This window comes from Hydrogenophaga sp. BPS33, assembly GCF_009859475.1.
Lineage (GTDB): Bacteria > Pseudomonadota > Gammaproteobacteria > Burkholderiales > Burkholderiaceae_C > Hydrogenophaga.
On record NZ_CP044549.1, the window covers coordinates 108603 to 131967 of the forward strand.

Consider the following 23365-nt stretch of genomic DNA (forward strand, 5'->3'; position numbering starts at 1 on the left):
CCGTCACCGCGGCAGGCCTCAGACCTCCGCCACCTCCTGCCCCGCGACCCGCTCTGCCCGCAATGCGCTCCACCGCGCCCGCGCGCTCACCACACTCGCGGCTTTGACATGGCCGTAACCCCGGATGGTCTCCGGCACACGGGCGAGCGCCAGGGCACGCTCCAGGCGGGCGTCGTCCAGATCCGCGATCTCGCGCTCGATCAGGGCCTGGTACTCCTCGATCAGGGCGCGTTCCATGCGGCGTTCCGCCGTGTGGCCGAACACGTCGAGCACCGTGCCGCGCAGGAACTTCAGGCGCGCGAGGACGGGGAACACAGCGCCCATCCACGCGCCAAAACGGCGTTTGCGCGGCGGGCCGCCTGCCGCGTCCAGCACCGGTGGCGCGAGGTGGTATTGCAGCTTCAAGGGACCTTCGAACGCGGCTTCCAGTTGCGCCTTGAACGCCGGGTCGCTGTACAGCCGCGCCACCTCGTATTCGTCTTTGTAGGCCATGAGCTTGTAGATGTTGCTGGCCACCACCTTGCTCAGCCGGTCGCCGCCCACCGTGCGGGCTTCCGCCTCGCGCACGCGTTCGACCACGGCCGCGTAGCGCGCCGCATACGCCGCGTTCTGGTAGGCGGTGAGCAAGCCCACGCGGCGTTTCACCAGCTGCGCCAGACTTTGCGGGCGGTGCAGGGTGATGGCTTGCGCGGGTTGCGCCAGACGGTGCACGCGCTCGGGGTCGATGGCGGCCAACCGGCCCCACTGGAAGGCCTGCACGTTGGCGGCCACGGCCACGCCGTTGAGTTCGATCGCGCGCAGCAAAGCTTGCAGCGACAGTGGCAGCGCACCTCGCTGGAACGCCAGGCCGAGCAGGAACAGGTTGGCGCCGATGGCATCGCCCAGCAACGCGGTGGCCAGGGCCGTGGCGTCGTGGAACTCGGCGCGCTCGCCCGTCGCTTCGCGGATCAGGCCTTGCAGATCGTCGGCGGGGAATTGCCAGTCGGGGTCGCGCGCGAACGGGCCTGCCGGTTGCTCGTGCCGGTTGACCACCGCCAGCGTGCGGCCGGGGCGCATCTTGGCGAGCGCATCGGCCGCGCCGGCGGTGAGCATGTCGCAGGCAAGGATGAGGTCGGCCTCGCCGGTGGCAATGCGTTGCGCGCGCAGTTGCGCCGGCTGCCCGGCCAGGCGCACGTGCGAGGTGACCGCGCCGTTCTTCTGGCTCATGCCGGTCATGTCGAGCACGCTGGCGCCCTTGCGCTCCAGATGGGCCGCCATGCCGATCAGCGCGCCGATGGTGATCACGCCCGTGCCGCCGATGCCGGTAATGAGGATGTTGAAGGGCTGCGCGAGCGAAGGCGCGCTGGGCAGCGGCAAGGTGGAAAAATCGGGCAGCTCGCGCGCGGCGGCTTTTGCCCGGCGCGGTGTGGCACCGCTGACGGTGACGAAGCTGGGGCAGAAGCCCTTGAGGCACGACAGGTCCGCGTTGCAGGACGACTGGTCGATCGCGCGCTTGCGGCCGAGTGGTGTTTCCTTGGGCAGGATGGCGGTGCAGTTGGATTGTTGCCCGCAGTCGCCGCAGCCTTCGCACACGGCTTCGTTGATGAACACGCGCTCGGTGGCCTGCGGGTATTCCTTCTTCTTGCGCCGACGGCGTTTCTCGGCGGCACAGGTCTGGTCGTACACGATCACGCTCACGCCGGGCACGTCGCGCAGGGCGCATTGCACCGCGTCGAGTTCGGCGCGGTCGTGCAGGGTGGCCTGCCCGGGCAGGCCGGTGCGATCGGCGTAGCGGCCCAGGTCTTCGGTGACGACGGCGATGCGCTGCACGCCTTCGGCGCTCAACTGGCGCGCGATCTCGCGCACGCCGATGGGGCCGTCCACCGGCTGTCCGCCGGTCATGGCGACGGCGTCGTTGTAGAGCACCTTGTAGGTGATGTTCACCGGCATCGTGCGGTTGGCGGCCACGGCGGCGCGGATCGCGAGATAGCCCGAGTGGTAGTAGGTGCCGTCGCCCAGGTTGGCGAACACGTGCGGCACCTGGCTGAACGCCGAGGCGCCGATCCAGGGCGCGCCTTCGCCGCCCATTTGCGTGGTGAGTTTGTTGAACTCGGGGTAGATGGCGGTGGCCATCACGTGGCAGCCGATGCCGGCCAGCGCGAAACTGCCTTCGGGCACGCGCGTGCTGGTGTTGTGGGGGCAGCCCGAGCAGTACCAGGCCGGGCGCGTGGGCGTGGCCACGGCACGTTGCAGCAAGCGGTCCTTGGCTTCGAGGAAGTCGAGCCGCGACTGGATCAGGTCTTCGGTGTGTGTCTCCAGCCCCAGGCGGCGGATGCGCGCGGCGATCACGCGCGCCACCTGCGCGACCGAGAAATCGCCCGTGGCCGAGAGCAGCCAGTCGCCACGGCCGCGCGGGTTGTGCACGTCCCACTCGCCGCGCTCGTCGAACTTGCCAATCACGCGCGGGCGCACGTCCTCGCGCCAGTTGTAGAGCTGTTCCTTGAGCTGGTACTCGACCACCTGGCGCTTCTCTTCGACCACCAGGATTTCTTCCAGTCCGCGCGCGAACTCGCGGATGCCTTCGGGCTCCAGCGGCCAGGGCATGGACACCTTGAACAGGCGAATGCCGATGGTGGCGGCCAGCGCTTCGTCGATACCGAGTTCTTCCAGCGCTTCGAGCACGTCGAGGTAGCTCTTGCCCGAGGCCACGATGCCCAGCCGCGCGCCGGGCGCATCGATGGTCACGCGGTTGAGCCGGTTCTCGCGCGCATACGCCATGGCGGCGTAGATCTTGTGGTCCTGCATCAGCGCTTCCTGCTTGCGCGCCTGCACGCCCAGCGTGTCGGTGGAGAGCCGGTTGTTCAGGCCCCCCTCGGGCAGCACGAATTCACCGGGCAGGCGCGTCTGCACCGCGAACGGGTCGGCGCTGATGGAGGCGCTGGACTCCACCGTATCGGCCAGGGCCTTGAAGCCCACCGCGCAACCGGAGAAGCGCGACATGGCCCAGCCGTGCAGGCCGAGTTCGATGTACTCCTGCACGTTGCAGGGGTAAAGCATGGGGATCATGGACGCGGCGAACACGTGGTCGCTCTGGTGCGGCAGGGTCGACGAGTAGGCGTTGTGGTCGTCCCCCGCGACCAGCAGCACGCCACCGTGGCGCGAGGTGCCGGCATGGTTCATGTGCTTGAAGACGTCGATGCTGCGGTCCACGCCCGGGCCCTTGCCGTACCAGAGGCCGAACACACCGTCGTAGTCGCTCTTGCCGAGCAGGAGCACCTGCTGGCTGCCCCACACCGCCGTGGCGGCCAGCTCTTCGTTGACACCGGGCACGAAGCGCACGTGGTGCGCGTCGAGGTGCGGTTTCGCATGCCACAGGGCTTCGTCCAGTCCGCCCAGCGGCGAGCCCCGGTAGCCCGAGACGAATCCCCCCGTGTGCAGGCCGGCGGCCTGGTCGCGCAGGCGCTGCATGAGCGGCAGGCGCACCAGGGCCTGGATGCCGCTGAGGTAGATCTCGCCGGTGGTGGCGGTGTATTTGTCCTCCAGCGTCACCTCGCGCAGAGCGGGGGGCGTGGGCGCGTGCAGCGCGTCGATGCGAGCGTTCATCGTGGGTCTCTCTGCGGCCTTGTGGGCACGCTTCGGTGAGGGACAGCGGCGGCGGGGTCACCACCACGCGTTGTCCGGAAACGGTGCGCGCGCCACGGGTGGGCGGCGCGCGCACCAGGGAATCAAAGTGCTTCGCGGCTTTCGTCGCGGTACCAGCGGTCGTCGGCCAGCATCACCTCGTGGTGGCCTCGGCCCGCCGGCATCATGGGGTAGCAGTTCTCCTGCGCGGCCACGCGCACGTCCAGAAAGAAGGGGCCGTCGTGCGCCAGGCATTCGGCCAGTGCATCGTCCAGCTCGCCCGGATGGTCCACGCGCCGCGCACCCCAACCGAAGGCGTGCGCCAGCGCCACGAAATCGGGCAGGGCCGCGTTCCAGCTGTGGCTCAGGCGGTTGCCGTGGTTGAGCTGCTGCCACTGGCGCACCATGCCCATGTAGCCGTTGTTGCACAGCACCAGCTTCACCGGCGTGGCGTGCTGCACGGCGGTCGACAGCTCCTGGATGTTCATCAGCACCGAGGCATCGCCGCTCACGCAGACCACGGTCTTGTCGGGGTGAGCGACCTGCGCGCCAATGGCCGCCGGCAGGCCATAGCCCATGGTGCCCGCGCCGCCCGAGGTGAGCCAGCGCCGCGGCCGCTCGATGGCCAGGTGCTGCGCGGCCCACATCTGGTGCTGGCCGACGTCGGTGGAGACGATCGCGTCCTGGCCTTCGAGTTGCGCACGCACCGCGCACATGAGCTGCTGCGGCAGGATGGTGGTGTCGCTGGGCGTGAAGGCCAGGCAGTCGGCCGCGCGCCAATGGTGGATGCGCGACCACCACGCGTCCAGCCGCTCCTTTGCCGGGGGTGGCGGCAGCAGTGGCACCAGCGCCTCCAGCACATTGCCGCAGTCGCCCGGCAGGGCAACGTCCACCGGCACCACCTTGCCGATGTTGCCGGCGTGGATGTCGATGTGGATCTTGCGCGCGTGGGGCGCGAAGTCGCTCAGGCGGCCGGTGATGCGGTCGTCGAAGCGCGCGCCCACGCACACGATGAGGTCGGCGTGGTGCATGGCCAGGTTGGCCTCCAGCGTGCCGTGCATGCCGAGCATGCCGAGGAAGAGCGGGTCGGACGCGGGCATCGCACCCAGCCCCATCAGGGTGAGCGTGGTGGGCAGGTGCCAGGCCTGCGCCAGCGCGGTGAAACGTTCACACGCGGCCTCGCCCGCGTTGATCAGGCCGCCACCGCCGTAGAGCACCGGGCGCTGCGCCTTTGCGATCAGCGTGGCCGCGGCTTGCAGCGCGTCGTGCGATGGCAGCGCGGGCGTGGTGGGCACGGGCGGTGCAGCGGGCGTTTCGACCGGCCTCACCGCTTGCAGCTGCACGTCCTTGGGCAGATCCAGCAGCACCGGGCCGGGCCGGCCTTCGAGCGCGATGCGCACCGCTTCGCGCACGGCCTCGGCGATGTTGTTCGCATCGCGCGGCTGGTGGTTCCACTTGGTCACCGGGCGCGAGATGCCCAGCGCGTCGCATTCCTGGAACGCCTGTGTGCCGATCACGCCGCTGGCCACCTGGCCGCTGATGCACAGCAGCGGCACCGAATCGCTGATGGCGTCGAGCAGGCCCGAGATGGTGTTGCCCACGCCCGGCCCCGAAGTGACCAGCACCACGCCCAGGCGCCCGGTGGTGCGCGCATAGCCCTCGGCGGCATGCACGGCGGCTTGTTCGTGGCGCACCAGCACGTGGCGGATCGCGGGCTGGCCGTGCAGCGCGTCGTACAGCGGCAGCGCCGCGCCACCGGGGTAGCCGAAGAGGGTGTCGATACCGCAGGCGACGAGGGTGTCGAGCAAGGTTTCGGCGCCGTTGCGCGCCGTGGAGGCCGCGGCCGGCACGTTGGCGGGATTTTCGAGAGATGCGGTGTTCATGTGCAGATTTTTCTCACTTCCGGTCAAAATAGGCTTCTTTATTCGGGCCCCAAACCATGGCAACGTCGAAAAAAATTCGAAGCATCGACACAGATGAAGAAAAACCACCGGTTCAGTTCGACAAACACGACCTCGCCATCCTGCGCGAGTTGCTCGAAGACTCGCGCCGCACGCTGCAGGAGATCGGCGCTGCGGTGAAGCTCTCGCCCACCACCTGCTGGAGCCGTATCAAGCGGCTGGAGGCCGAGGGTGTGATCAAGCAGTACCGCATCGAACTCGACCGCACGCGCCTGGGCTACCGCGACACGGTGATCGTGCAGCTCACGCTGGAGAGCCACACCGACGAGACGCTGTTCGAATTCGGCCGCGTGCTGGCCGAGATTCCCGAGGTGATGGACGCCTACCTGGTCTCGGGCGACTACGACTACTACATCCGCATCGCGGTGAAGGACACGCGCGACTACGAGCGCCTGCTGCGCGAACAGCTCTACAAGATCCCGGGGATTCGGCACAGCAAGTCGAGCTTCGTGCTGCGGGTGCTCAAGGATGGGCAGGTGCCGGTGGGCTGATGGGCGTCGATGAATGTGCCGGCAGCTCGACGACCGGCGTCGACGTTCAAAGCTCATGGCGATGGTGCGGCCCTAGCACCGAACCACTCCCTCAGGATCGTGTTGCAAGCACCGGCCGCTTCAAACTGAACCCAATGCCCGGCGTCGGGCACTAGCGCCAGATCGCGAAACCCGGGACATGTTTCCAGCATCGAGCGCACGGTGGACCATTCGCCGCGGTACAGCACATCTTGCTCGCCAAATACGGCGCGCGTGTCGCACGCAATGCGGCCCAACGCCCGCGCAAAAGCATCCGTGGTGACCAGCCGGCGCCGGCGCATGCGGTCCCGCCCCGCATTGGCGGCATGCAAGGCCACGGTGTGCGCGTCGATCGCGGCCGGGTTGTGGAACATGATGGCCGCGAGGTTGGCGCGGTGCACGTCGGCTTGCTCGGCCGTACCGGGCAGGTGCCGCCAGGGCCGCAGCGCCACACCCTTTCCACGGCGCAGCGGCAGCACAGGCGGCCCCAGCAGCAGTAGGCGACGCACGCGCTCTGGATGCGCGGCCGCCAGCAGGCCGGCGACGAGGCTGCCGAAGGAGAACGCCACGACGTCGTGCGTGGCCTGACCCAGCAGCTGTTCCATGCCCCGCAGCAGCGGTGCGACCACCGCGTCCGCATCGGCGCGCTCGCCCAGGCTCGCCGAGTCGCCGAAGTTGGGCAGGTCGGGAATCCATGCCGAACGACCGGCATCCACCACGGTGTCGATGTTGCGCAGCCAGTGGGTCCAGCTGCCGCTGCCGCCGTGCAGCAACAACACCGGCTCGCCCTCGCCCCAGCGACGCCAGACCATCACGCCATCGCCACAGGCGGTCTCGTGGTGCGAGGTGGCTGGCGCAAGGGACGGGGCGTCGGCTTTCATGCCGACGATGATGACCTACGCGCGGATGGCCCAGCCGACCGTGCTCGCGACAGGGTTCAACATGTGAAACATCTGCGGGGCCGTGGGTCGCATGGCGGTGCGGCGCGCGTTACCGTCGAGCGCATGAAGTCCATGTTCACGCGCCAGTCCCACCACGTCCGGCCACAGCGAGACACGGTGCGCCCGCCTCGAGGGGGGCTCGGTGTCTAGAGACCAGGTTCGCTCGCTCAAACGCCACTTGCACCGAGGGCGTTGCGACACGGCAAGCCCGCTCGACCGGGACGCGGCGCGCGCAAGCGCGCTGGCCTTGCTGGCGCGCAGCCTGCAGATGGGACACGTGCGGCTGGCCCTGCTGCGCTTGCGGGACGCGGCCCTGTGTGGTGCGGCCGTGACGCCAGAACAATGGCGCACCTGCCGGCAGATCGCCATGGCCAGCGCAGACCTGCGCTGCCTGGTGGCCTTCGAGCAGGCGCGACGGGCCTCGCAGGCCGGCCACGCCACGCTCAGCCTTCCGGCATCGGTCCCAACACCTTCCCCGGGTTCATCAGACCCAGCGGATCGAGCGCCTGCTTCACCCCCTGCATGAGCGCGAGTTCCACGCTGTCCTTGTAGCGCGCGCTCTCGTCACGACGCAGTTGCCCCAGGCCGTGCTCCGCGCTGATCGAACCGCTGTGCGCCTGCACCAGATCGTGCACCAGGCGGTTGACCTCGTCTTGTCGGGCGCAGAAGGCCTGGGGATCGGCGTCCACGGGCGCGAGCACGTTGAAATGCAGATTGCCATCGCCCAGGTGGCCGAACCAGGCCATGCGCGCGCCCGGAAATCCGCGCTGCAGCTGCTTCACGGCGGCGTCGACGAAGGCGGCCACACGCGAGATGGGCACGGCAATGTCGTGCTTGATGTGCGACCCCTCCAGGGCCTGCGCCTCCGACAGGTGTTCGCGCAGCGTCCACAGCGCGCGCGACTGCGCCACCGATTCGCCGATCACGCCATCGGTGGCGATCTCGTCTTCGAGCGCCTGTTCCAACACGAATGCCAGGGTGTCACGCGCATGCGCCTCGCTCTCGTGGTCGCTCGTCTCGATCAGCGCAACCACCGGCACGAGCGTTTCGAAGGGCCAGCGCATCGCCGGAAAATGCCGCTGCAGCACCGGCACGCAAGCCGCCGAGATGACCTCGAACGCGGTGAGCGCGGGCCCCAGTTCCGCGCGCACGCGGTTGAGCAGTTGCACCGCGTTGTCGATCGATGGCAGCGTCAACATCGCGGTGCGCCGTGCGGCCGGTGGCGGGAACAGCATGAGCACCGCCGCCGTGATCACCCCGAGCGTGCCCTCCGATCCGATATAGAGCTGCTTGAGGTCGTACCCGGTGTTGTCCTTGCGCAGGCCGCGCAAGCCATTCCAGATGCGGCCATCGGGCGTCACCACCTCCAGGCCGAGCGCGAGGTCGCGCGCATTGCCGTAGCGCAGCACGGCAGTGCCACCCGCGTTGGTGGCCAGGTTGCCACCGATCGTGCAACTGCCTTGCGCCGCCAGCGCGAGCGGAAACAGGCGGCCCACTTCGCTCGCAGCCACCTGCACGGCTTCCAGCACCACGCCGGCTTCGACTTCGATGGTGTCGTTGAGGGCATCCACATGGCGAATGCGGTTCAGCCGCCGCGTGCTCAACACGATCTGGGTTCCTGAGCCGTCGGGCGTGGCGCCACCGGACATGCCGGTGTTGCCCCCTTGCGTGACGACCGGGATGCGCTGCGCGTGCGCCAGTTGCAGCACGGCGGCCACTTCGGCCGTGCTGGCCGGGCTCACCACGGCGGCGGCCTCGCCGCGGTACTTGCGGCGCCAATCCTGCGAGAAAGGCGCGGTGTCCGTCGGAGTGGTGAGGACATGGCGCTCGCCCACGCAGCGCGCCAACGAGGCCAGGAGTTCGGATCTGTTCATGGGCACATGGTGTCGGACGCCAGCGGTTGTGCGGTGCGCCCGCCACAGCGGAAGTTCACGAGATGAAACAGCGCAGGGGGCACCGTCTTCCTCGGCGCAAAGGCCCCGCGTAAGGTCGGCCGCATGTCATTTGCAAAGGGATTCCTGTGACCAAGGTCTGTATCGTCGGCGCCGGTGCCGTGGGTGGGTACGTGGGTGCCCACACCACCCGATCGGGCGTGGAGACGCTGCTGGTGGACGCCTGGCCCGAGCATGTGCAGGCCATGCGGCAGGACGGCTTGAAAGTGGAGGGCATGAACGGCGCGGGCTCGGTGCACACGCCGGTGCGCGCGCTCCACGTGGGCGATGTACCGCAACTCTCGCGCGAAGCACCGCTCGACGTCGCTTTCATCGCCGTCAAGGCCTACGACACGGCGTGGGCCACGCAGTTGATCCTGCCCTATCTGGCGCCCTCGGGCTGCATCGTGTCGCTGCAGAACGGCATCAACGAAGACGTGATCGCGGGCATCGCTGGCTGGGGCCGTGTACTGGGCTGTTCGGTGAGCGCGCTGGCCGCGGAGTTGATGGGGCCGGGTCTGATCGTGCGCAACTCTCCGCTGGGTGACGAGAAGAAGCCCGGCATGCGCATCGGCGAGGCACATGGCCAGATCACGCCCCGCGCCGAGGCGATCGGGCAACTCCTGGCCCATGGGGACTCGTGCAAGGTGACCACGAACCTGTGGGGCGAGCGCTGGTCCAAGCTCACCATCAACGCCATGCGCAACGGCGTGTGCGCGCTCACCGGCATGACCGGCAAGCAACGCGACACCGATGCCCGCGCACGCGAGCTGAGCATTCGCCTCGGAAGTTCCTGCATCCGCGTGGGCCGCGCGCTCGGCCTGGCCCTGGAGCCCGCAGGCGGGCTCGATCTCGATCTGCTGGCGCGCGCCGAAGAGGACCGGGCGGCGCTGGAGGCCATCACCCGCATGATCATGGAGGTGGCGAACTCGCGCAGCGATGCGCAGCGCCCCTCGATGGGCCAGGACATCCGCAAGGGCCGGCGCACCGAGATCGATGCCATCAACGGCCTGGTGGCGCAGCGCGGCGACCAGCTGGGCATCGACGTCACTCTGCACAAGCGCGTGGGCGAGACCATCCGCCGCATCGAGCGCGGCGAGGCGCAGCCCAGCCCCGAACACCTCGCGGGCATCCTGTCATGAGCGCAGCGCCGGGCCGCCCCAAGCAAGCTCGCACCGAAGGCGAAGCCGAAGGTACACCCGTGAGCGGCGCAGCCCGTCTGCCGGCGGGCAGTTGCGACTGCCACTTCCACGTCTTCGAGGCGGCACGCTATCCCTATGCCGAAGGGCGCCACTACACGCCACCCGACGCACCGCTCTCGGCCTACCTGGCGATGTGCGCATCGCTCGGCATCGAGCGCGGCGTGCTGGTGCACCCCACCGTCTTCGGTGCGGACCACCGCAGCTTCGAGGACATCCTCGCGGCGCACCCGCAGCGCCTGCGCGGCGTGGCCGTGGTGTCACCGGACACACCCGAGGCCGACATCGCCCGTTGGCACGCGCTGGGCGCGCGCGGCACACGCGTCACCACCATCTTCCAGGGGCCGGACCTGGGCCGCATACGCGAGATCGTGGCGCGCGTGAAACCCTTTGGCTGGCACCTGCAGATCCTGGTCGATGTGGTCAACCACCCCCACCTGGTGGCGCAGGTGCGCGATCTGGGCATGGCCGTGGTGGCAGACCACATGGGCCACCACGACGCCCAGGCGCTGCTCGCCAGCCGGGGCTTTGCCAATCTGCGCGCCCAGCTGCTCGCGGGCGAGGTCTGGACCAAGCTGTCCGCGCCCTACCGCATCTCGGTCGACAGCGGCCGCGACCCACTCGTGGGCGAGGTGGCGCAAGCCCTGCTGCGCGCCAATGCCAGCCGCGTGGTCTGGGGCAGCGACTGGCCCCACCCCACCAGCCCCCACCCCGTGCCCAGCGACGAGCGCCTCGCCGCGCTCGCGCTCGAGTGGCTACCCGACGAGGCCACGCGCCAGGCCGTGCTCGTGCGCAATCCCCAACGCCTCTACTGGGGCGACGGGGCCGATTGATTCCTTCCACAAGACCGGAGACAACACCATGCAACGCAAGAACTTCGTGACCCTCGCCATCGCCGCGCTGGCCTTCGCCACCGTGCCCGCCGCGCTCGCGCAGCAGAAGACCGTCATCAAGCTCGGCTGGGCCACGGCCGACAGCCCGCAGGACCCGTCCGCCGTGGGTGCGCACGCGTTCAAGAAAGCGCTGGACGCGGCCAGCAAGGGCAGCATCGACGTGCAGCTCTTTCCCAACCGCCAGCTCGGTGACGAGAAGCCGATGATGGAAGGCATGCGCTTTGGCACCGTCGACGCGGCCATCATCACCAACGCCGTGGTCGCGCAGCTCGAACCCGGCTTCCAGCTCAACGACCTGCCCTTCCTCTACGCCAACGAAGCGCAGGCGCGCAAGGTGCTCGATGGCAGCGTGGGCGCCGAACTCGGCAAGCGCCTGCAGGCCAAGGGCATCACGGTGCTGGGCTTCATGGAAGCGGGCTTTCGCAACATGATCAACAACAAGAAGCCGGTGCGCTCGCCCGCCGACGTGAGCGGCGTGAAATACCGCGTGATGCAGAACCCGGTCTTCATCGACATGTTCAATTCGCTCGGCGGCTCGGCCGTGCCCATGGCCTGGGGCGAGACCTTCACCGCCGTGCAGCAAGGCACCATCGACGGCCTCGAACTTCCGCTGGCCTTCATCGATTCGCTCAAGGTCTACGAGGTCACCAAGTACCTTTCGCAGACCAACCACACCTACACCACGCTCGAACTGCTGATCGGCAACCGCGCGCTCGCCAGGCTCAGTGCCGAGCAGCGCACGGCCGTGCAACAGGCCGCTCAGGTGGCCGTGGCCGAGCAGCGCAAGGCGAGCCTGGAGAACGCTCAGCAGATGGTGGCGGTGTTGCGCGGCAAGGGCATGCAGGTCAACACGGTCGACGACCCCGCGGCCTTCCGCAAGGCGGTCGCACCGGTGTACGAGAAGTTCCGCGGCAGCATCGGCCCCGAACTGCTGAGCGCCGCGCTCGACCAGGTGAAGTGATGAATGCAGACACGGCCACGGCCACCACCGCCACCGTCCCGCGCGGCGCTCGCTCCGCGCTGCACGCCGCCTGCGGCGCGCTCGCCACCGCCGTGCGCTGGCTGGTCATCGCACTGGCCCTGGTCATGCTGGCGGCATTGGCCGGACAGGTGTTCATGCGCTATGTCTTCGACCGCGCGCCGAGCTGGACCGAAGAGTTCGCGATCACCTGTTTCGGCTGGTCCATGCTGCTGGCGATCGCGCTCGGCGTGCGCGACGGCATCCACGTGCGCATGGACCTGCTGGTGGAGCTGCTGCCGCCGGCCGTGCAGCGCGTGATCGAGCGGCTCATGCTGCTGCTGATCGCGGGCTGTGGCGGCTTCCTGGTGTGGGCCGGCGTGCGCTACGCGGGCGACACCGCGGGCGCGGTCTCGGCCGCCATCGGCTACCCCCTGACCTGGTTGTACGCAAGCGCTCCCGTGAGCGGCGCGCTGGTGTGCCTGTTCGCGTTGGAGCGCGTCGCGGGTTACCGCCCGCCCGAGAGCGAACCGCTCTCGGCCACCTGAAGACCTCCCATGTCCCTGACCACCTGGATCCTCACCGCCGGCTTTGCCGGCCTGGCCGTGCTCGGCATGCCGTTCGCGTTCGCCATCGGCCTGTGCGTCATCGCCGTGGTGCTCAGCGTAGGCATCGAGCCCATGCTGTTCCCGCAGACCGTGGTGGCGGGCACGCAGAGCTTTGCCTTGCTGGCCATTCCCTTCTTCATGCTGGCGGGCGAGCTCATGAGCGCGGGTGGCCTGTCGCAGCGCCTGGTGCGCGTCGCCGAGGTCTTCGTGCGCCACCTGCCCGGCGGCATGGACCTGGCCGTGCTGCTCGCGGCCCTGGTCTTCGCGGCGGTGAGCGGCTCCGCGCCGGCCACCACGGCGGCCATCGGCGCCATCATGATTCCGGCCATGGTGGCGCGCGGCTACGACAAGGCCTATGCCACCGCGCTGGTGGTGAGCGCGGGCGTGCTCGCACCGCTCATTCCCCCGTCGATCGCTTTCGTGATCTGGGGCGTGATCGCCGAGCAGTCGATTTCCAAGCTGTTCCTCTCGGGCGTGTTGCCCGGTCTGCTGATGGCCCTGGGCATGGCCGTCATCGCCGTCACGCGCGCGCTGCGCTCGCCGATACCGCGCGAGAAGCGCGCTTCGTGGCGCGAGATCGCCACCGCCTTGCGCGAAGGCGTGTGGGCCTTGCTCGCGCCGGCGGTGGTGCTCGGCGGCATCTACGGCGGCGCCTTCACGCCCACCGAGGCCGCCGTGGTGGCCTGCGTCTATGCACTGTTCATCGGCCTGGTGGTGGAGCGGCGGCTCACGCTGGCGCAACTGCCCAGCATCATCGCCAAGGCCATGGCCATCAGCGCCATCGTGATGGCCATCGTCGCCGTCTCCAGCGGCTTCAGCTTCCTGATCGCACAGGAGCAGCTGGCCGGCCAGCTCGCGGCCTGGCTCGCCACGCACTTCCACGAGAAGTGGACCATGCTGCTCGCGCTCAACATCGGCTTCTTCCTGCTCGCCGCGGTGATGGACGAAGTGGCCATCATGGTCATCCTCGGCCCCATGCTGATCGGCATCGCGAACCAGTTCGGCGTCGATCCGATCCACTTCGGCGCCATGATCGTCACCAACGTGGCCATCGGCATGGCGGCCCCGCCGATCGGCTACTGCCTCTTCGTGGGCATGGCCGTCAGCGGCCTGAAGCTGTGGCCCGTGGCGCGGGCCATCCTGCCGTTCGTGGCCATGATGCTGGTGGTGCTGGGGCTCGTGACCTACCTGCCCACCTTCGCGCTGCTGCTGGTGCCTTGAGCGCAGCCGCTCACGACGGCGTGCTCAGCGCGCCGAGAGAAAGTCCCCGACTTCGAGCAACACCAGCTCGTTGTCGTCGGCCTTGTTGGGCTCGCGGCTGCTGGAGAACGGCAGGTTGTTGTCGTTGCCGACCACGATGTGCCGCGCGTCGACCAGGTCCACGTTTTCGATCGTGAAGAAGGGGAAGGTCAGCACGCCGTCGTTGAGCGGCTTGCGCGCCAGCTTGTTCGGATCGGCGATGTTCATGAGATCGATGTAGCCGATCTTGCGCACCGGGCCACCCACGTTGGCCTCGCTCAACTCCATCTTGTAGACGCGCTTGAACTTCGCCAGGTCGTGGAAGCAATCGGCGCGTTTCGTGGCTTCGGGGCAGGCCTTGTCGGCCGTGCCTTCGCCGTTGTCGCGCTCGATGATCAGGCCTTCGGTCGGGCTGATCATGTTGAAATCGCCGATGGCGTGGTGGTTGGCCTCGAGCACGTATTTCCAATGGCGGCCGGTCCATTGTTCGGTCTTCACGTCGAACTCCAGCACGCGCAGGAACTGCTTGCCGTCGATGACCTCGGCTGCTTTGGTCGCTTCGTCGTGCAGCGCGCCTTCGAGCAAGGCGTAGAGCTTGCTGCCGTCCTTCGACGCGGCCATGCCTTCGTAGCCCTTGGAGCGGCGCACCTGGAACTTCACCTCGGCACCCGGCGCGCCGGGCGTGGTGACGGCGGGGTGGTCGGGCGAGCGCACGACCTTGCCGTCGACCTGCGTTTCGAACACGGCCTGCACCTTGCCGTTCATGTCGGCCTTGATGAGGAAGGGGCCGAACTCTTCGCCGAACCAGATCGAGCCACCGGCGAACTGGAAGCTCTCGAGGTCGAAGTCCGAGCCGGTGAGGTAGCGCTTCTTCGTGCCCTCGTGCACGACGCGGAACGGCACCTTCTTGTCGGGGTCGTGCAGGAACACGGTCTTCAGGCGCGTGAACTGGCCGCTCTTGAAGTCGACCTTGTAGTGGTTGAGGTAGAGCGCGAAGTCCGGGGAGTTGGCCTTGGCGCCCGCGCCGTTGTCGGTGAGGATCCAGAACGTGCCGTCGGGCATTTTCTTGATGCCCGAGTGGCCCTGGACCGGCTGGCCCTTGAACGGCAGCGACACGCCGGTGGGTCGACCGCCCGAGAGGCCTTCGACACTGCCGATTTTCTCGACCAGTTTGCCGGTGGTGAACTTGCCGCTGACCTGCAGGTCGGCCGGCGCATCCTTGGGCGCGGCGATGACGGTCTTCGCGGGCAGCAGGGCGTGGCCGGCAAGGGTGGCGGGGTAGGCGCTCTGGGCCTGGGCGGCAAAGCCCACGCTGGCGGCGGCCAGAGCGAGCAGGGTAGGGGCGTGCAGCTTCATGAGGATGCTTTCGTCGGTTGGCGGTGGACATGCGCTTCGCTCATCCGGTGGGCGAACGAGGACAGCGCGCCCAGCTTGCCGGCCCGCCTTGACAGCGGCGCGACACTTGGGTGACGAAGCGGTGACACCCCCCCTGAAGCCGGGCTACCGCGTCGATTGCCGGCTGATGAAGCTGCAGGTGGCCAGCAGCAGCTGGGCGCATTCCAGCAGGCTGTGCTCCATGCGATGGCGCGGCCCGGCGATGGCAATGGCCAGGGTTTCGCTGTGCACGTTCAGGAACGCCGACACCGCCCACACATCGGCGACGTTCTCGCCCCGGCTCACGAAGTAGCCACGCTTGCGGCTGGCGGCGATGTCGTCGCCCAGGCTCTGCGGGCTGATCAGCGTGGCGCCGGTGATCGCGGGCAGGTGCCGGTGCTCGATCTGTGCGCGCATTTCCGGCTCCTTCAGGCTGCCCAGCAAGGCCTTGCCGATGGCGCTGGAGTGCAGGGGCTTGAACTCGCCCGGCCGCGCGGAGTAGCGGATGGAATGCGTGCTCTCCACCACCTGCAGGTAGATCACCGCATCGCCCTGGCGTTTGCCCAGGATCACCGTTTCGCGCGAGGTGTCGCGCAGGCGTTCGAGCAGCGGCACCACACGCTCCATGAACGGGTCGCTGTCCTGGATCTCGCTGGCGATGTCGAACAGGCGGCGCGTGAGGTACAGCGAACGCGGGCGGCTCAACGAATAGAGGTAACCGCGCGCCGTGAGCGTGCCCACGATGGCGTGGCAACTGCTTTTGGGAATGCCCGTGGCCTCGGCCAGGTCGGTGAGCGACAACGGTTTTCGCACCTTCTGGAACATCTCGAAGACGTCCAGCACGCGCTCGACGGCGGTCACGGCAACACCTCCGGCCTTCACGGCAGTGGGCGTGGTCTGTTCGGTATCCTGAACGATGGGGTCGAATTCTGGATCCATGGGTCGATGCGGCTCCTATTTGTTCGATATCTCGAATAAGTGTTCTTCCAGCTGGACTCGAGCCAATCTAGCATGAATGCCATGCAGACCACAACACCACCACCTCCTCCCCTTGCCACGAGCGGACCGATCCGCACCGTGGCGCGCGCCTCGGGGGCCGTCTGGCTCACCGTCGACCGCGCCGACAAACACAACGCCCTGGCGCGCCCGGTGCTCGCGGCCCTGGCCGACGCGGTGCGCGAGGCCGGCGCCCGCGCCGGCACGCGTTACCTCGTCATCAGCGGCGCGGGCGAGAAGTACTTCGCCGCCGGCGGCGACCTGCGCGACCTGGCCGGCGTGCGCGACGAGACCGCGGTGCAGGCCATGATGGAAGAAGCCGGCGACGCGCTCGACGCCATCCGCCACTGCCCGGTGCCGGTGCTGGCCTACCTCAACGGCGACGCCATCGGCGGCGGTGCCGAACTCGCCCTGGCCTGCGACATGCGGCTGCAGGCCGCGCACGCGCGCATCGGCTACATCCAGGCGCGCCTGGCTATCACCTCGGCCTGGGGCGGCGGGCCCGATCTGTTCCGTCTGCTCGGCCCGGCACGCGCGATGCGCATGATGGCCCGCGCCGAACTGGTGAACGCGCCCACCGCACTGGCCTGGGGACTGGCCGATGCGGTGATCGCCGATGGCCCGCAAGGCCAGGACATCGCCGACTTCCTCCAACCCCTGGATGCCTGCGCGCCGCAGGTGCTGCGCGGCATCAAGGCGCAGGCCGTCGCGGCACGCCAAGGGCAGGCCTGGCCCGCGCACCGCCGCGTGGAACAGGACCACCTCGCACGGACCTGGTTGCACGACGACCACTGGGCCGCCTCCGACAAATTGCTCAACAAGGCCCGTACATGAACAGCCGAGACCCCCTTGCATCGGCCTTGCCCGCCGAACCCGAGCTGGGCCCCATCAGCCGCACCGGCATACCGGTACCCACCCGGGTCGACGCCTCGGCCGTGAACCCCGAGAACATCGGCCAGCCGGGCGAGTACCCGTTCACGCGCGGCATCTTCCCCGACGGTTACCAAGGCCGGCTCTGGACCATCCGCCAGTACTCGGGCTTCGGCACCGCCGAGGAAAGCAACGAACGCTACAAGTTCCTGCTGGAAAAAGGCCAGACGGGTCTGTCGGTCGCGCTGGACCTGCCCACGCAATGCGGCTACGACCCCACGCACCCGATGGCCCGGCCGGAGATCGGCAAGGTCGGCGTGTCGCTGTCCAACCTGAGCGAAGCGGAAATCCTCTTCAAGGACCTGGACCTGTCGAAGATCTCCACCTCGTTCACCATCAACGGCACCGCCGCGATCATCTACGCGATGTACCTCGCGGTGGCCGACAAGCAGGGCGTGCCACGCCACAAGCTCACGGGCACGATCCAGAACGACATCCTCAAGGAATACGTGGCGCGCGGCACCTGGATCTTCCCGGTGCGGCCCTCGATGCGTCTGATCGCCGACTCGATCCTGTACTCGAACGACGTCACGCCGCGCTTCAACCCGATCAGCATCGCCGGTGCCCATGTGCGCGACGCCGGTGCGACCGCCGCCGAGGAGATGGCCTACACGCTGGCCAACGGCCTGGCCTATGTGGAGGAGCTGCGCCAGCGCGGCGGCGACGTGGAGAAGTTCGCCAAGCGCCTGTCCTTCTTCTTCTACGTACACATGGATTTCTTCGACGAGATCGCGAAGTTCCGCGCCGGCCGCCGGCTCTGGGCGCGCTTCATGAAGGAGCGCTACGGCGTGCAGGACCCCAAGGCGCAGCACTTCCGTTTCGGCGTGGTGTGCGGCGGCAGTTCACTGGTCGCGCCGCAGCCCTACAACAACGCGGTGCGCGTGGCGGTGGAAACCATGGCCGCGGTGTTCGGCGGTGCCCAATCCATCTTCACCTGCGCCTTCGACGAAGCCTTCCAGATTCCGACCGAATTCTCGGCCGAGCTGGCGGTGCGCACGCAGCAGATGATCGCCTTCGAGAGCGGCATCGCCCGCACGGTCGATCCGCTCGGTGGCTCCTATTTCCTGGAGCAGCACACCGACCGCATGGAAGAGATGATCCTCCAGGTCATGGGCGAGATCGACGCATACGGCGGCGTGGTGCCCGCGATCGAGGACGGCTGGCTGCAGCTGCGCCTGGCCGAGCGCGGCCTGGAACGCAAGCTCGACACCGACGCCGGCCGCCACGCGGTGGTGGGCCAGAACTACTTCGCCAAGGCCGACGAAAAGATCGGCGTGGGCGAGGTCTTCAAACTCGATCCCACGATCGCGCAGCGCGCGCTCGACAAGTACCAGCGCGTGAATGACACGCGCAACCAGGCCGCGGTGGACGCGTCGCTGGCCAAGCTGGCCAGCGCCGCCGCGCAGGACCGCGAAAACGTCATGCCCTGGCTGGTGGAGTGCTGCCACGCCTACGCCACCGTCGAAGAGATGGTCGATTGCCTCAAGAAGGAATGGGGCGAATTCAAGGAACCGGTGAACCTATGAGCGAAGCAGTCAACACCACACGGCCGCTGGCCGGCAAACGCATCCTGGTGGGCAAGCCCGGCCTCGATGGACACGACATCGGCGCCAAGATCGTCGCGCTCACCTTGCGCGACGCGGGCGCCGAGGTGATCTACACCGGGCTGCGCCGCAGCCCCGGACAGATCGCGCAAGTGGCCGTGGACGAAGGCGTGCACGCTGTGGGCCTGAGCATCCTCTCGGGCAGCCACAAGGAACTGGTGGCCGACGTGATCGCCGAGCTGCGCGGGCGCAAGGCCACCGACGTGAAGGTGTTCCTGGGCGGCACCATCCCAGGCGAAGACCACGCGGAACTGCAGGCGCTGGGCGTGGCCGCGATCTTCACCGCCGACATGCCGCTGGACACCGTGGTGTCGCGCCTGGCGGAGCGGCTCACATGAGCGCTGTGCCGGGACGCCCCAAGCAAGCTCGCACCGCAGGCGAAGCCGAAGGAGAACCCGTGCGCGCAGGTGCCTCGCGCGGCCCGCTGGCGGGTCTGCGCATCATCGAGGTCGGCCACATGCTCGCGGGCCCGTACTGCGGCCTGTTGCTGGCCGACATGGGCGCCGAGGTGATCAAGGTCGAGCCGCCCGAGGGCGACATCGCGCGCCGCGTCAGCCCGCACTTCATCGGCCCGCACAACGCCTACTTCGCCAGCCTGAACCGCAGCAAGAAAAGCGTGGTGCTCGACCTCGCGAGCGATGCCGGCCGCGATGCGCTTCACAGCCTCGCGCGCGAATCGCACGCGCTCATCACCAACCTGCGACCCTCGGCGATCCGCAAGCTCGGCCTCACCTACGCCGCGCTCGGCGCGGTCAACCCCAAGCTGGTCTGCGTGGCGCTGACCGGCTACGGCCTGGACGGCCCCTACGCCGAGAACCCGGCATACGACTACGTGATCCAGGCCCTCACCGGCGTGATGGCCCTCACCGGCGACCCGAGTGCACCGCCCACCAAGGCCGGCTACTCCGCGGTCGACAACTCGGCCGGTCTGGTGGCCGCCATGGGCCTGCTGGCCAAGATCGTCGAAGGGCGGGGCGGACAGGTCGACGTCGCCATGTACGACGTCATGCTCTCGCAGCTCAACTACCTGGCGGGCGCGGCCCTGAACACCGACGAGACCGTGGAGCGCCTGGCCAATTCCTCGCATCCCTACATGGTGCCGGCGCAGATCTTTCCCACCGCCGACGGCTGGCTCACGCTCTTCATCACGCACGACAAGTTCTGGCGCAAGTTCTGCACCGAAGCGGGCCAACCGGGCTGGATCGACGACCCGGTGTTCGCCACCCTGGAAGCGCGTCGCGCCCACCGCGCGCCCGTGCTCGCAGCCATCGGCACCGTGCTGCAGACGGCCAGTGCCGCCGAGTGGGTGCGCCGCCTCGCGCCGCTGGGCATCGTGGTGTCCGAAGTCGGCACGCTGGCCGCGGCGCTCGACACCGACCTCACGCGCTCGCGCGGCCTTGTGGTGCCGCTCGGCGACGGCGAGGCGCCGCTGCGCGCCATCGCCAGCCCGTTGCGCTTCGAGGGCTACGCACCGCGCTACGGCCTGCCGCCGCTGCTCGACCAGCACCACGGGGCCGTGTTCGGAAAGGCCCTGGCGTGAGCGAACGCGAGGCCCTGGACCGCTACGCCCTGGGCCGCGCCCTCACCGCGCTGGCCAACGCCAGCGCGCACGACATGCTGGCGCGGGCACCCGACGACGTGCCCGGCGCCGGCGCGCGCCGCATCGGCCTCACCGGCGCGCCGGGCGCGGGCAAGAGCACGCTCGCGGGCCACCTGGCTCTGCACCGCGCGCGCGGCGGCCACCGCATGGGCGTGCTCGCGGTCGACCCGAGCAGCCCGAAGTCCGGTGGCGCCATCCTGGGCGACCGCATCCGCATGGACGATCTCGCGGGCAGCCCCGATCTCTACATCCGCTCCATCGGTTCGCGCTCCACCTCCGACGGCCTGTCGGACAACCTGCCCGAGATGCTCGACCTGATGGACGCGCACGGCTTCGACGAAGTGCTGCTCGAAACCGTGGGCGTGGGCCAGGCCGAATACGCCGCACGTGCGCAGGTGGACACACTGCTGCTGGTGCTGCTGCCCGAGAGCGGTGATGTCGTGCAAGCCATGAAGGCCGGCATCATGGAAATGGCCGACCTCTTCGTGGTCAACAAGTGCGACCTCGCGGGCGCGCAGAAGATGGCCACCGACATCCAGCGCATCGCGGCGGTGTCGCGGCGCGAGGCGGGCACCTGGCAGCCCCGGGTGCTGCTCGCGTCCAGCAGCAAGCCCGAGACCATCGAGGCCTTGTCGCAGGCCATCGACGCACACCAGGCCTGGCTGGCCAGCTCGCCACGGCAGGCCCAGCTGCGGCAGGCACGCGCGCGCTACCGCCTGCGCCGAGTGGTCGAGCGCCTCGCCGCGCACGCCATCGCGGCGCTGCCGGCCCCGGTTTTCGACACCTCGATGCCCCGACAGCTGGCGCATGTGATCGAGGCCCTTCAGCACAGCGCCAGCGACACAACGGAGACCACACCATGAAGCCGATCTTGTTGAAACGCGCCGCCACCGCCGTGTTGGGCCTGGGCCTGGCCCTGGCTGCCGCCGCGCAGAGCTTTCCCACCCAGCCCGTGAAGATCATCGTCCCGCAGACACCCGGCGGCGCCTCGGACACGCTGGCGCGCGTGATCGGGCAGAAGCTGTCCGAGAAGTGGGGCCAGCCGGTGGTGGTGGAAAACCGCGCGGGCGCGGGTGGCAACATCGGCATGGAAGGCGTGGCGCGTGCCGCGCCCGACGGGACCACGCTGCTGATGAGCTACTCGGGCACGCACGCCATCAACGGCGCGCTCTACAAGAAGCTGCCCTTCGATCCGGTGAAGGACTTCGAGCCCGTGGCCACGCTGGCGACCCTGCCCTTCGTGATCGTCGCGCGCGCCGGCGCGAAGCACGCCAGCGTGGCCGATGTGATCGCCTCGGCGCGCAGCGGCGCGCTCACCTACGGTTCGGCGGGCAACGGCTCGGTCAACCACCTGCTGGGCGTGATGTTCGGCCAGGCGGCGGGCATCCCGCTCACGCACGTGCCTTACCGTGGCGCGGCGCCGGCCATGCAGGACCTGATGGCCGGCCAGATCGACCTCGTGTTCACCAGCCTGCCCTCGGTGTCGGGCGCCATCAAGCAGGGCAGCCTGCGGCCGATCGCGCTCACCAGCCGCCAGCGCGCCGCCGCCTTCGGCAGCATCCCGACCATCGCCGAGGCGGGCTTCAAGGACTTCGATGTGAATCCCTGGTTCGGCCTGTTCGCGCCTGCGGGCACGCCCTCGGCGGTCATCCGCAAGATCAACGCGGACGTGAACGAGCTGCTGAAGTCACCCGAGGTGGTGGAGAAGTTCACCGGCCAGGGCGCCGTGCCCTTTGCCAGCGACCCGCAGCAGTTCGATGCACTTCTGCGCGAGGACATCGCCAAGTGGTCTGCGGTGGTGAAGTCTTCGGGGGCGAGTCTGGATTGAGCGGGAGCGCCGCTGGCGGCGAAGCTCGTGGCCTGGCTCTTCGATGTGAACGACATCTGGGTGCTCCAGTACCACCCGGTGTGGGTGCAAGGCCAGAGCAGCTACGCGCTCTCGCCGGGCTTGCCATTGCGCGAGTCCGCCCATGTCGACGGCTCCTCCAACCGCCCGGTGCAGTGGTACTTCGACAACCTGCTGCCCGAAGAGGAGCTGCGCAAGTCATTGGCCAAAGAGGCCCAACTCGTGCACAAGGACGTCTTCGGCTTGCAGCGCCACTACGGCGCGGAGTCCGCGGGCTCGCTGGTGCTCAGCCCGCTGGGGCAAGGGCCGGCCCCGGAAGGGGTTCGCGGGCTCACGGTTGAGGCACTGAGCAAGTCATCGTCTGCAAACACCCAGCAGCAACCGCAGCGCGCTCATTTTGATGGGCTCCTGATTTTCCTTACTTTGAGGTAAGGATGGATGAGCACGACCCCTCACGCCGCGTCGTCGAACGCCGCATCGACCTCCACCACACCCAGCCGCGCATAGGCCGCAGCGGCCCCGCTCAGGTCCCACACCGTCGCGCCCTGGCGGATCGCTTCGGCGGCCTCGCTTTCCTTGCGCATCTTGGCCTGCGCGGCCGTGACCACGGCAGCGGCCTCGTCGCGCGGCAGCACCAGCACACCGTCGCCATCGGCCACCACCAGGTCACCGGGGCGCACGGTCACGTCGCCGCAGCTGATCGGCACGTTCACGCCGCCGCCCTTGCCCTTGTCCGCATGCACCGGCCAGATGTGCGTGGACCACACGGCCATGCCCATGCCGATCACGTTGTCCACATCGCGCACGCAGCCCTGCACCACCACGCCGGCCAAGCCGACTTCCTTCGCATAGGTGGTGGCCACGTCGCCCCACTGCGCGGCCGAGGTCTCGCCCAGGCAGGTCACCACCAGCACGTCACCGGGCTGCGCCAGGCGCAGCGCGCGGTGCATCATGAGGTTGTCGCCTGGTTGCGTGAGCGCGGTGATGGCCGGGCCGGCGATGCGCGCACCCGGTGTCACGCGCCGCATGCGCGGCGACATGAGTCCGTTGAAGCCCAGGTGAGCGGTGCTTTCGTGGAGGTCGGCCACGGTCACGTCCTGCGCTTGCGCGCACACGCTGGCGGCCACGCGGTTGACGCGCAGAAAAACGGAAGGTCGGGTCACGGCGGCGTTCTTT

At 68.7% G+C, this 23365-nt stretch carries 20 protein-coding genes; 13 read left to right on the forward strand and 7 right to left on the reverse strand.

The window, feature by feature from the left end; all coding sequences use genetic code 11:
- Positions 1-18: 18 nt before the first annotated feature.
- Both F9K07_RS00470 and ilvB read right to left on the reverse strand, forming a co-directional pair.
- Positions 19-3582, reverse strand: coding sequence for an indolepyruvate ferredoxin oxidoreductase family protein (locus tag F9K07_RS00470; RefSeq protein WP_159588316.1), 3564 nt, complete (start codon positions 3580-3582; stop codon positions 19-21).
- Between the two features lie 122 nt (positions 3583-3704).
- On the reverse strand, positions 3705-5483 hold the full coding sequence (gene ilvB / locus F9K07_RS00475; protein ID WP_159588318.1) for a biosynthetic-type acetolactate synthase large subunit: 1779 nt from the start codon (positions 5481-5483) through the stop codon (positions 3705-3707).
- 56 nt (positions 5484-5539) lie between these two features.
- On the opposite strand from ilvB, the gene F9K07_RS00480 reads away from it, so the two are divergent.
- Positions 5540-6052: an Lrp/AsnC family transcriptional regulator gene (locus tag F9K07_RS00480; protein WP_159588320.1), complete on the forward strand. Its 513-nt coding sequence runs from the start codon at positions 5540-5542 to the stop codon at positions 6050-6052.
- A 53-nt stretch (positions 6053-6105) separates the two neighbouring features.
- Here F9K07_RS00480 and F9K07_RS00485 read toward each other — a convergent pair whose 3' ends face one another.
- Both F9K07_RS00485 and F9K07_RS00490 read right to left on the reverse strand, forming a co-directional pair.
- A complete protein-coding gene (locus F9K07_RS00485) occupies positions 6106-6951 on the reverse strand; it encodes an alpha/beta fold hydrolase (protein WP_159588322.1) in 846 nt (281 codons plus the stop codon).
- A gap of 503 nt (positions 6952-7454) precedes the next feature.
- Positions 7455-8885: an FAD-binding oxidoreductase gene (locus tag F9K07_RS00490; protein WP_159588324.1), complete on the reverse strand. Its 1431-nt coding sequence runs from the start codon at positions 8883-8885 to the stop codon at positions 7455-7457.
- 146 nt (positions 8886-9031) lie between these two features.
- On the opposite strand from F9K07_RS00490, the gene F9K07_RS00495 reads away from it, so the two are divergent.
- From F9K07_RS00495 to F9K07_RS00515, 5 genes are read left to right on the forward strand one after another with little or no spacing between them, the layout of a single operon-like run.
- The gene (locus F9K07_RS00495; protein WP_159588326.1) at positions 9032-10084 is read left to right on the forward strand and encodes a ketopantoate reductase family protein; all 1053 of its coding nucleotides are present in this window, start codon (positions 9032-9034) and stop codon (positions 10082-10084) included.
- Entirely contained in the window at positions 10081-10974 is an 894-nt protein-coding gene (locus tag F9K07_RS00500) for an amidohydrolase family protein (RefSeq protein ID WP_159588328.1), read from the forward strand. Before F9K07_RS00495 ends, F9K07_RS00500 begins: the two co-directional genes overlap by 4 nt.
- Before the next feature lie 28 nt (positions 10975-11002).
- A complete protein-coding gene (locus tag F9K07_RS00505; RefSeq protein ID WP_159588330.1) occupies positions 11003-11995 on the forward strand; it encodes a TRAP transporter substrate-binding protein in 993 nt (330 codons plus the stop codon).
- Complete coding sequence (locus tag F9K07_RS00510; RefSeq protein ID WP_159588332.1) at positions 11995-12540, forward strand: TRAP transporter small permease; 546 nt, start codon at positions 11995-11997, stop codon at positions 12538-12540. Before F9K07_RS00505 ends, F9K07_RS00510 begins: the two co-directional genes overlap by 1 nt.
- 9 nt (positions 12541-12549) lie before the next feature.
- On the forward strand, positions 12550-13821 hold the full coding sequence (locus F9K07_RS00515; protein ID WP_159588334.1) for a TRAP transporter large permease: 1272 nt from the start codon (positions 12550-12552) through the stop codon (positions 13819-13821).
- A 24-nt stretch (positions 13822-13845) separates the two neighbouring features.
- Here the strand turns inward: F9K07_RS00515 and F9K07_RS00520 are convergent, their stop codons facing one another.
- Positions 13846-15195 (reverse strand): esterase-like activity of phytase family protein, encoded by a 1350-nt coding sequence (locus F9K07_RS00520; RefSeq protein ID WP_159588336.1) that lies wholly within the window; start codon positions 15193-15195, stop codon positions 13846-13848.
- 144 nt (positions 15196-15339) lie between these two features.
- On the reverse strand, positions 15340-16152 hold the full coding sequence (locus F9K07_RS00525) for an IclR family transcriptional regulator (RefSeq protein ID WP_159588338.1): 813 nt from the start codon (positions 16150-16152) through the stop codon (positions 15340-15342).
- A gap of 81 nt (positions 16153-16233) precedes the next feature.
- On the opposite strand from F9K07_RS00525, the gene F9K07_RS00530 reads away from it, so the two are divergent.
- The 7 genes from F9K07_RS00530 to F9K07_RS00560 are packed head-to-tail and all read left to right on the forward strand — an operon-like array spanning position 16234 to position 22621.
- Positions 16234-17043: an enoyl-CoA hydratase/isomerase family protein gene (locus F9K07_RS00530; protein ID WP_159588340.1), complete on the forward strand. Its 810-nt coding sequence runs from the start codon at positions 16234-16236 to the stop codon at positions 17041-17043.
- Positions 17040-18665, forward strand: coding sequence for an acyl-CoA mutase large subunit family protein (locus F9K07_RS00535; RefSeq protein ID WP_159588342.1), 1626 nt, complete (start codon positions 17040-17042; stop codon positions 18663-18665). The genes F9K07_RS00530 and F9K07_RS00535 overlap by 4 nt, the downstream gene beginning before the upstream one ends.
- Positions 18662-19081 (forward strand): cobalamin B12-binding domain-containing protein, encoded by a 420-nt coding sequence (locus F9K07_RS00540; protein ID WP_201451497.1) that lies wholly within the window; start codon positions 18662-18664, stop codon positions 19079-19081. Before F9K07_RS00535 ends, F9K07_RS00540 begins: the two co-directional genes overlap by 4 nt.
- Positions 19078-20283: a CaiB/BaiF CoA transferase family protein gene (locus tag F9K07_RS00545; protein ID WP_159588346.1), complete on the forward strand. Its 1206-nt coding sequence runs from the start codon at positions 19078-19080 to the stop codon at positions 20281-20283. The genes F9K07_RS00540 and F9K07_RS00545 overlap by 4 nt, the downstream gene beginning before the upstream one ends.
- Positions 20280-21206 carry a methylmalonyl Co-A mutase-associated GTPase MeaB gene (gene meaB, locus F9K07_RS00550; RefSeq protein WP_236581760.1) on the forward strand — a complete coding sequence of 309 codons (927 nt, stop codon included), beginning with the start codon at positions 20280-20282 and terminating at the stop codon, positions 21204-21206. Before F9K07_RS00545 ends, meaB begins: the two co-directional genes overlap by 4 nt.
- Positions 21203-22171, forward strand: a complete 969-nt coding sequence (locus F9K07_RS00555) for a Bug family tripartite tricarboxylate transporter substrate binding protein (protein ID WP_159588348.1) — start codon at positions 21203-21205, stop codon at positions 22169-22171. The genes meaB and F9K07_RS00555 overlap by 4 nt, the downstream gene beginning before the upstream one ends.
- 27 nt (positions 22172-22198) lie before the next feature.
- The gene (locus tag F9K07_RS00560) at positions 22199-22621 is read left to right on the forward strand and encodes a HipA N-terminal domain-containing protein (RefSeq protein WP_236581761.1); all 423 of its coding nucleotides are present in this window, start codon (positions 22199-22201) and stop codon (positions 22619-22621) included.
- A gap of 20 nt (positions 22622-22641) precedes the next feature.
- Here the strand turns inward: F9K07_RS00560 and F9K07_RS00565 are convergent, their stop codons facing one another.
- Entirely contained in the window at positions 22642-23352 is a 711-nt protein-coding gene (locus F9K07_RS00565; protein WP_159588350.1) for an RraA family protein, read from the reverse strand.
- Positions 23353-23365 lie beyond the last annotated feature (13 nt).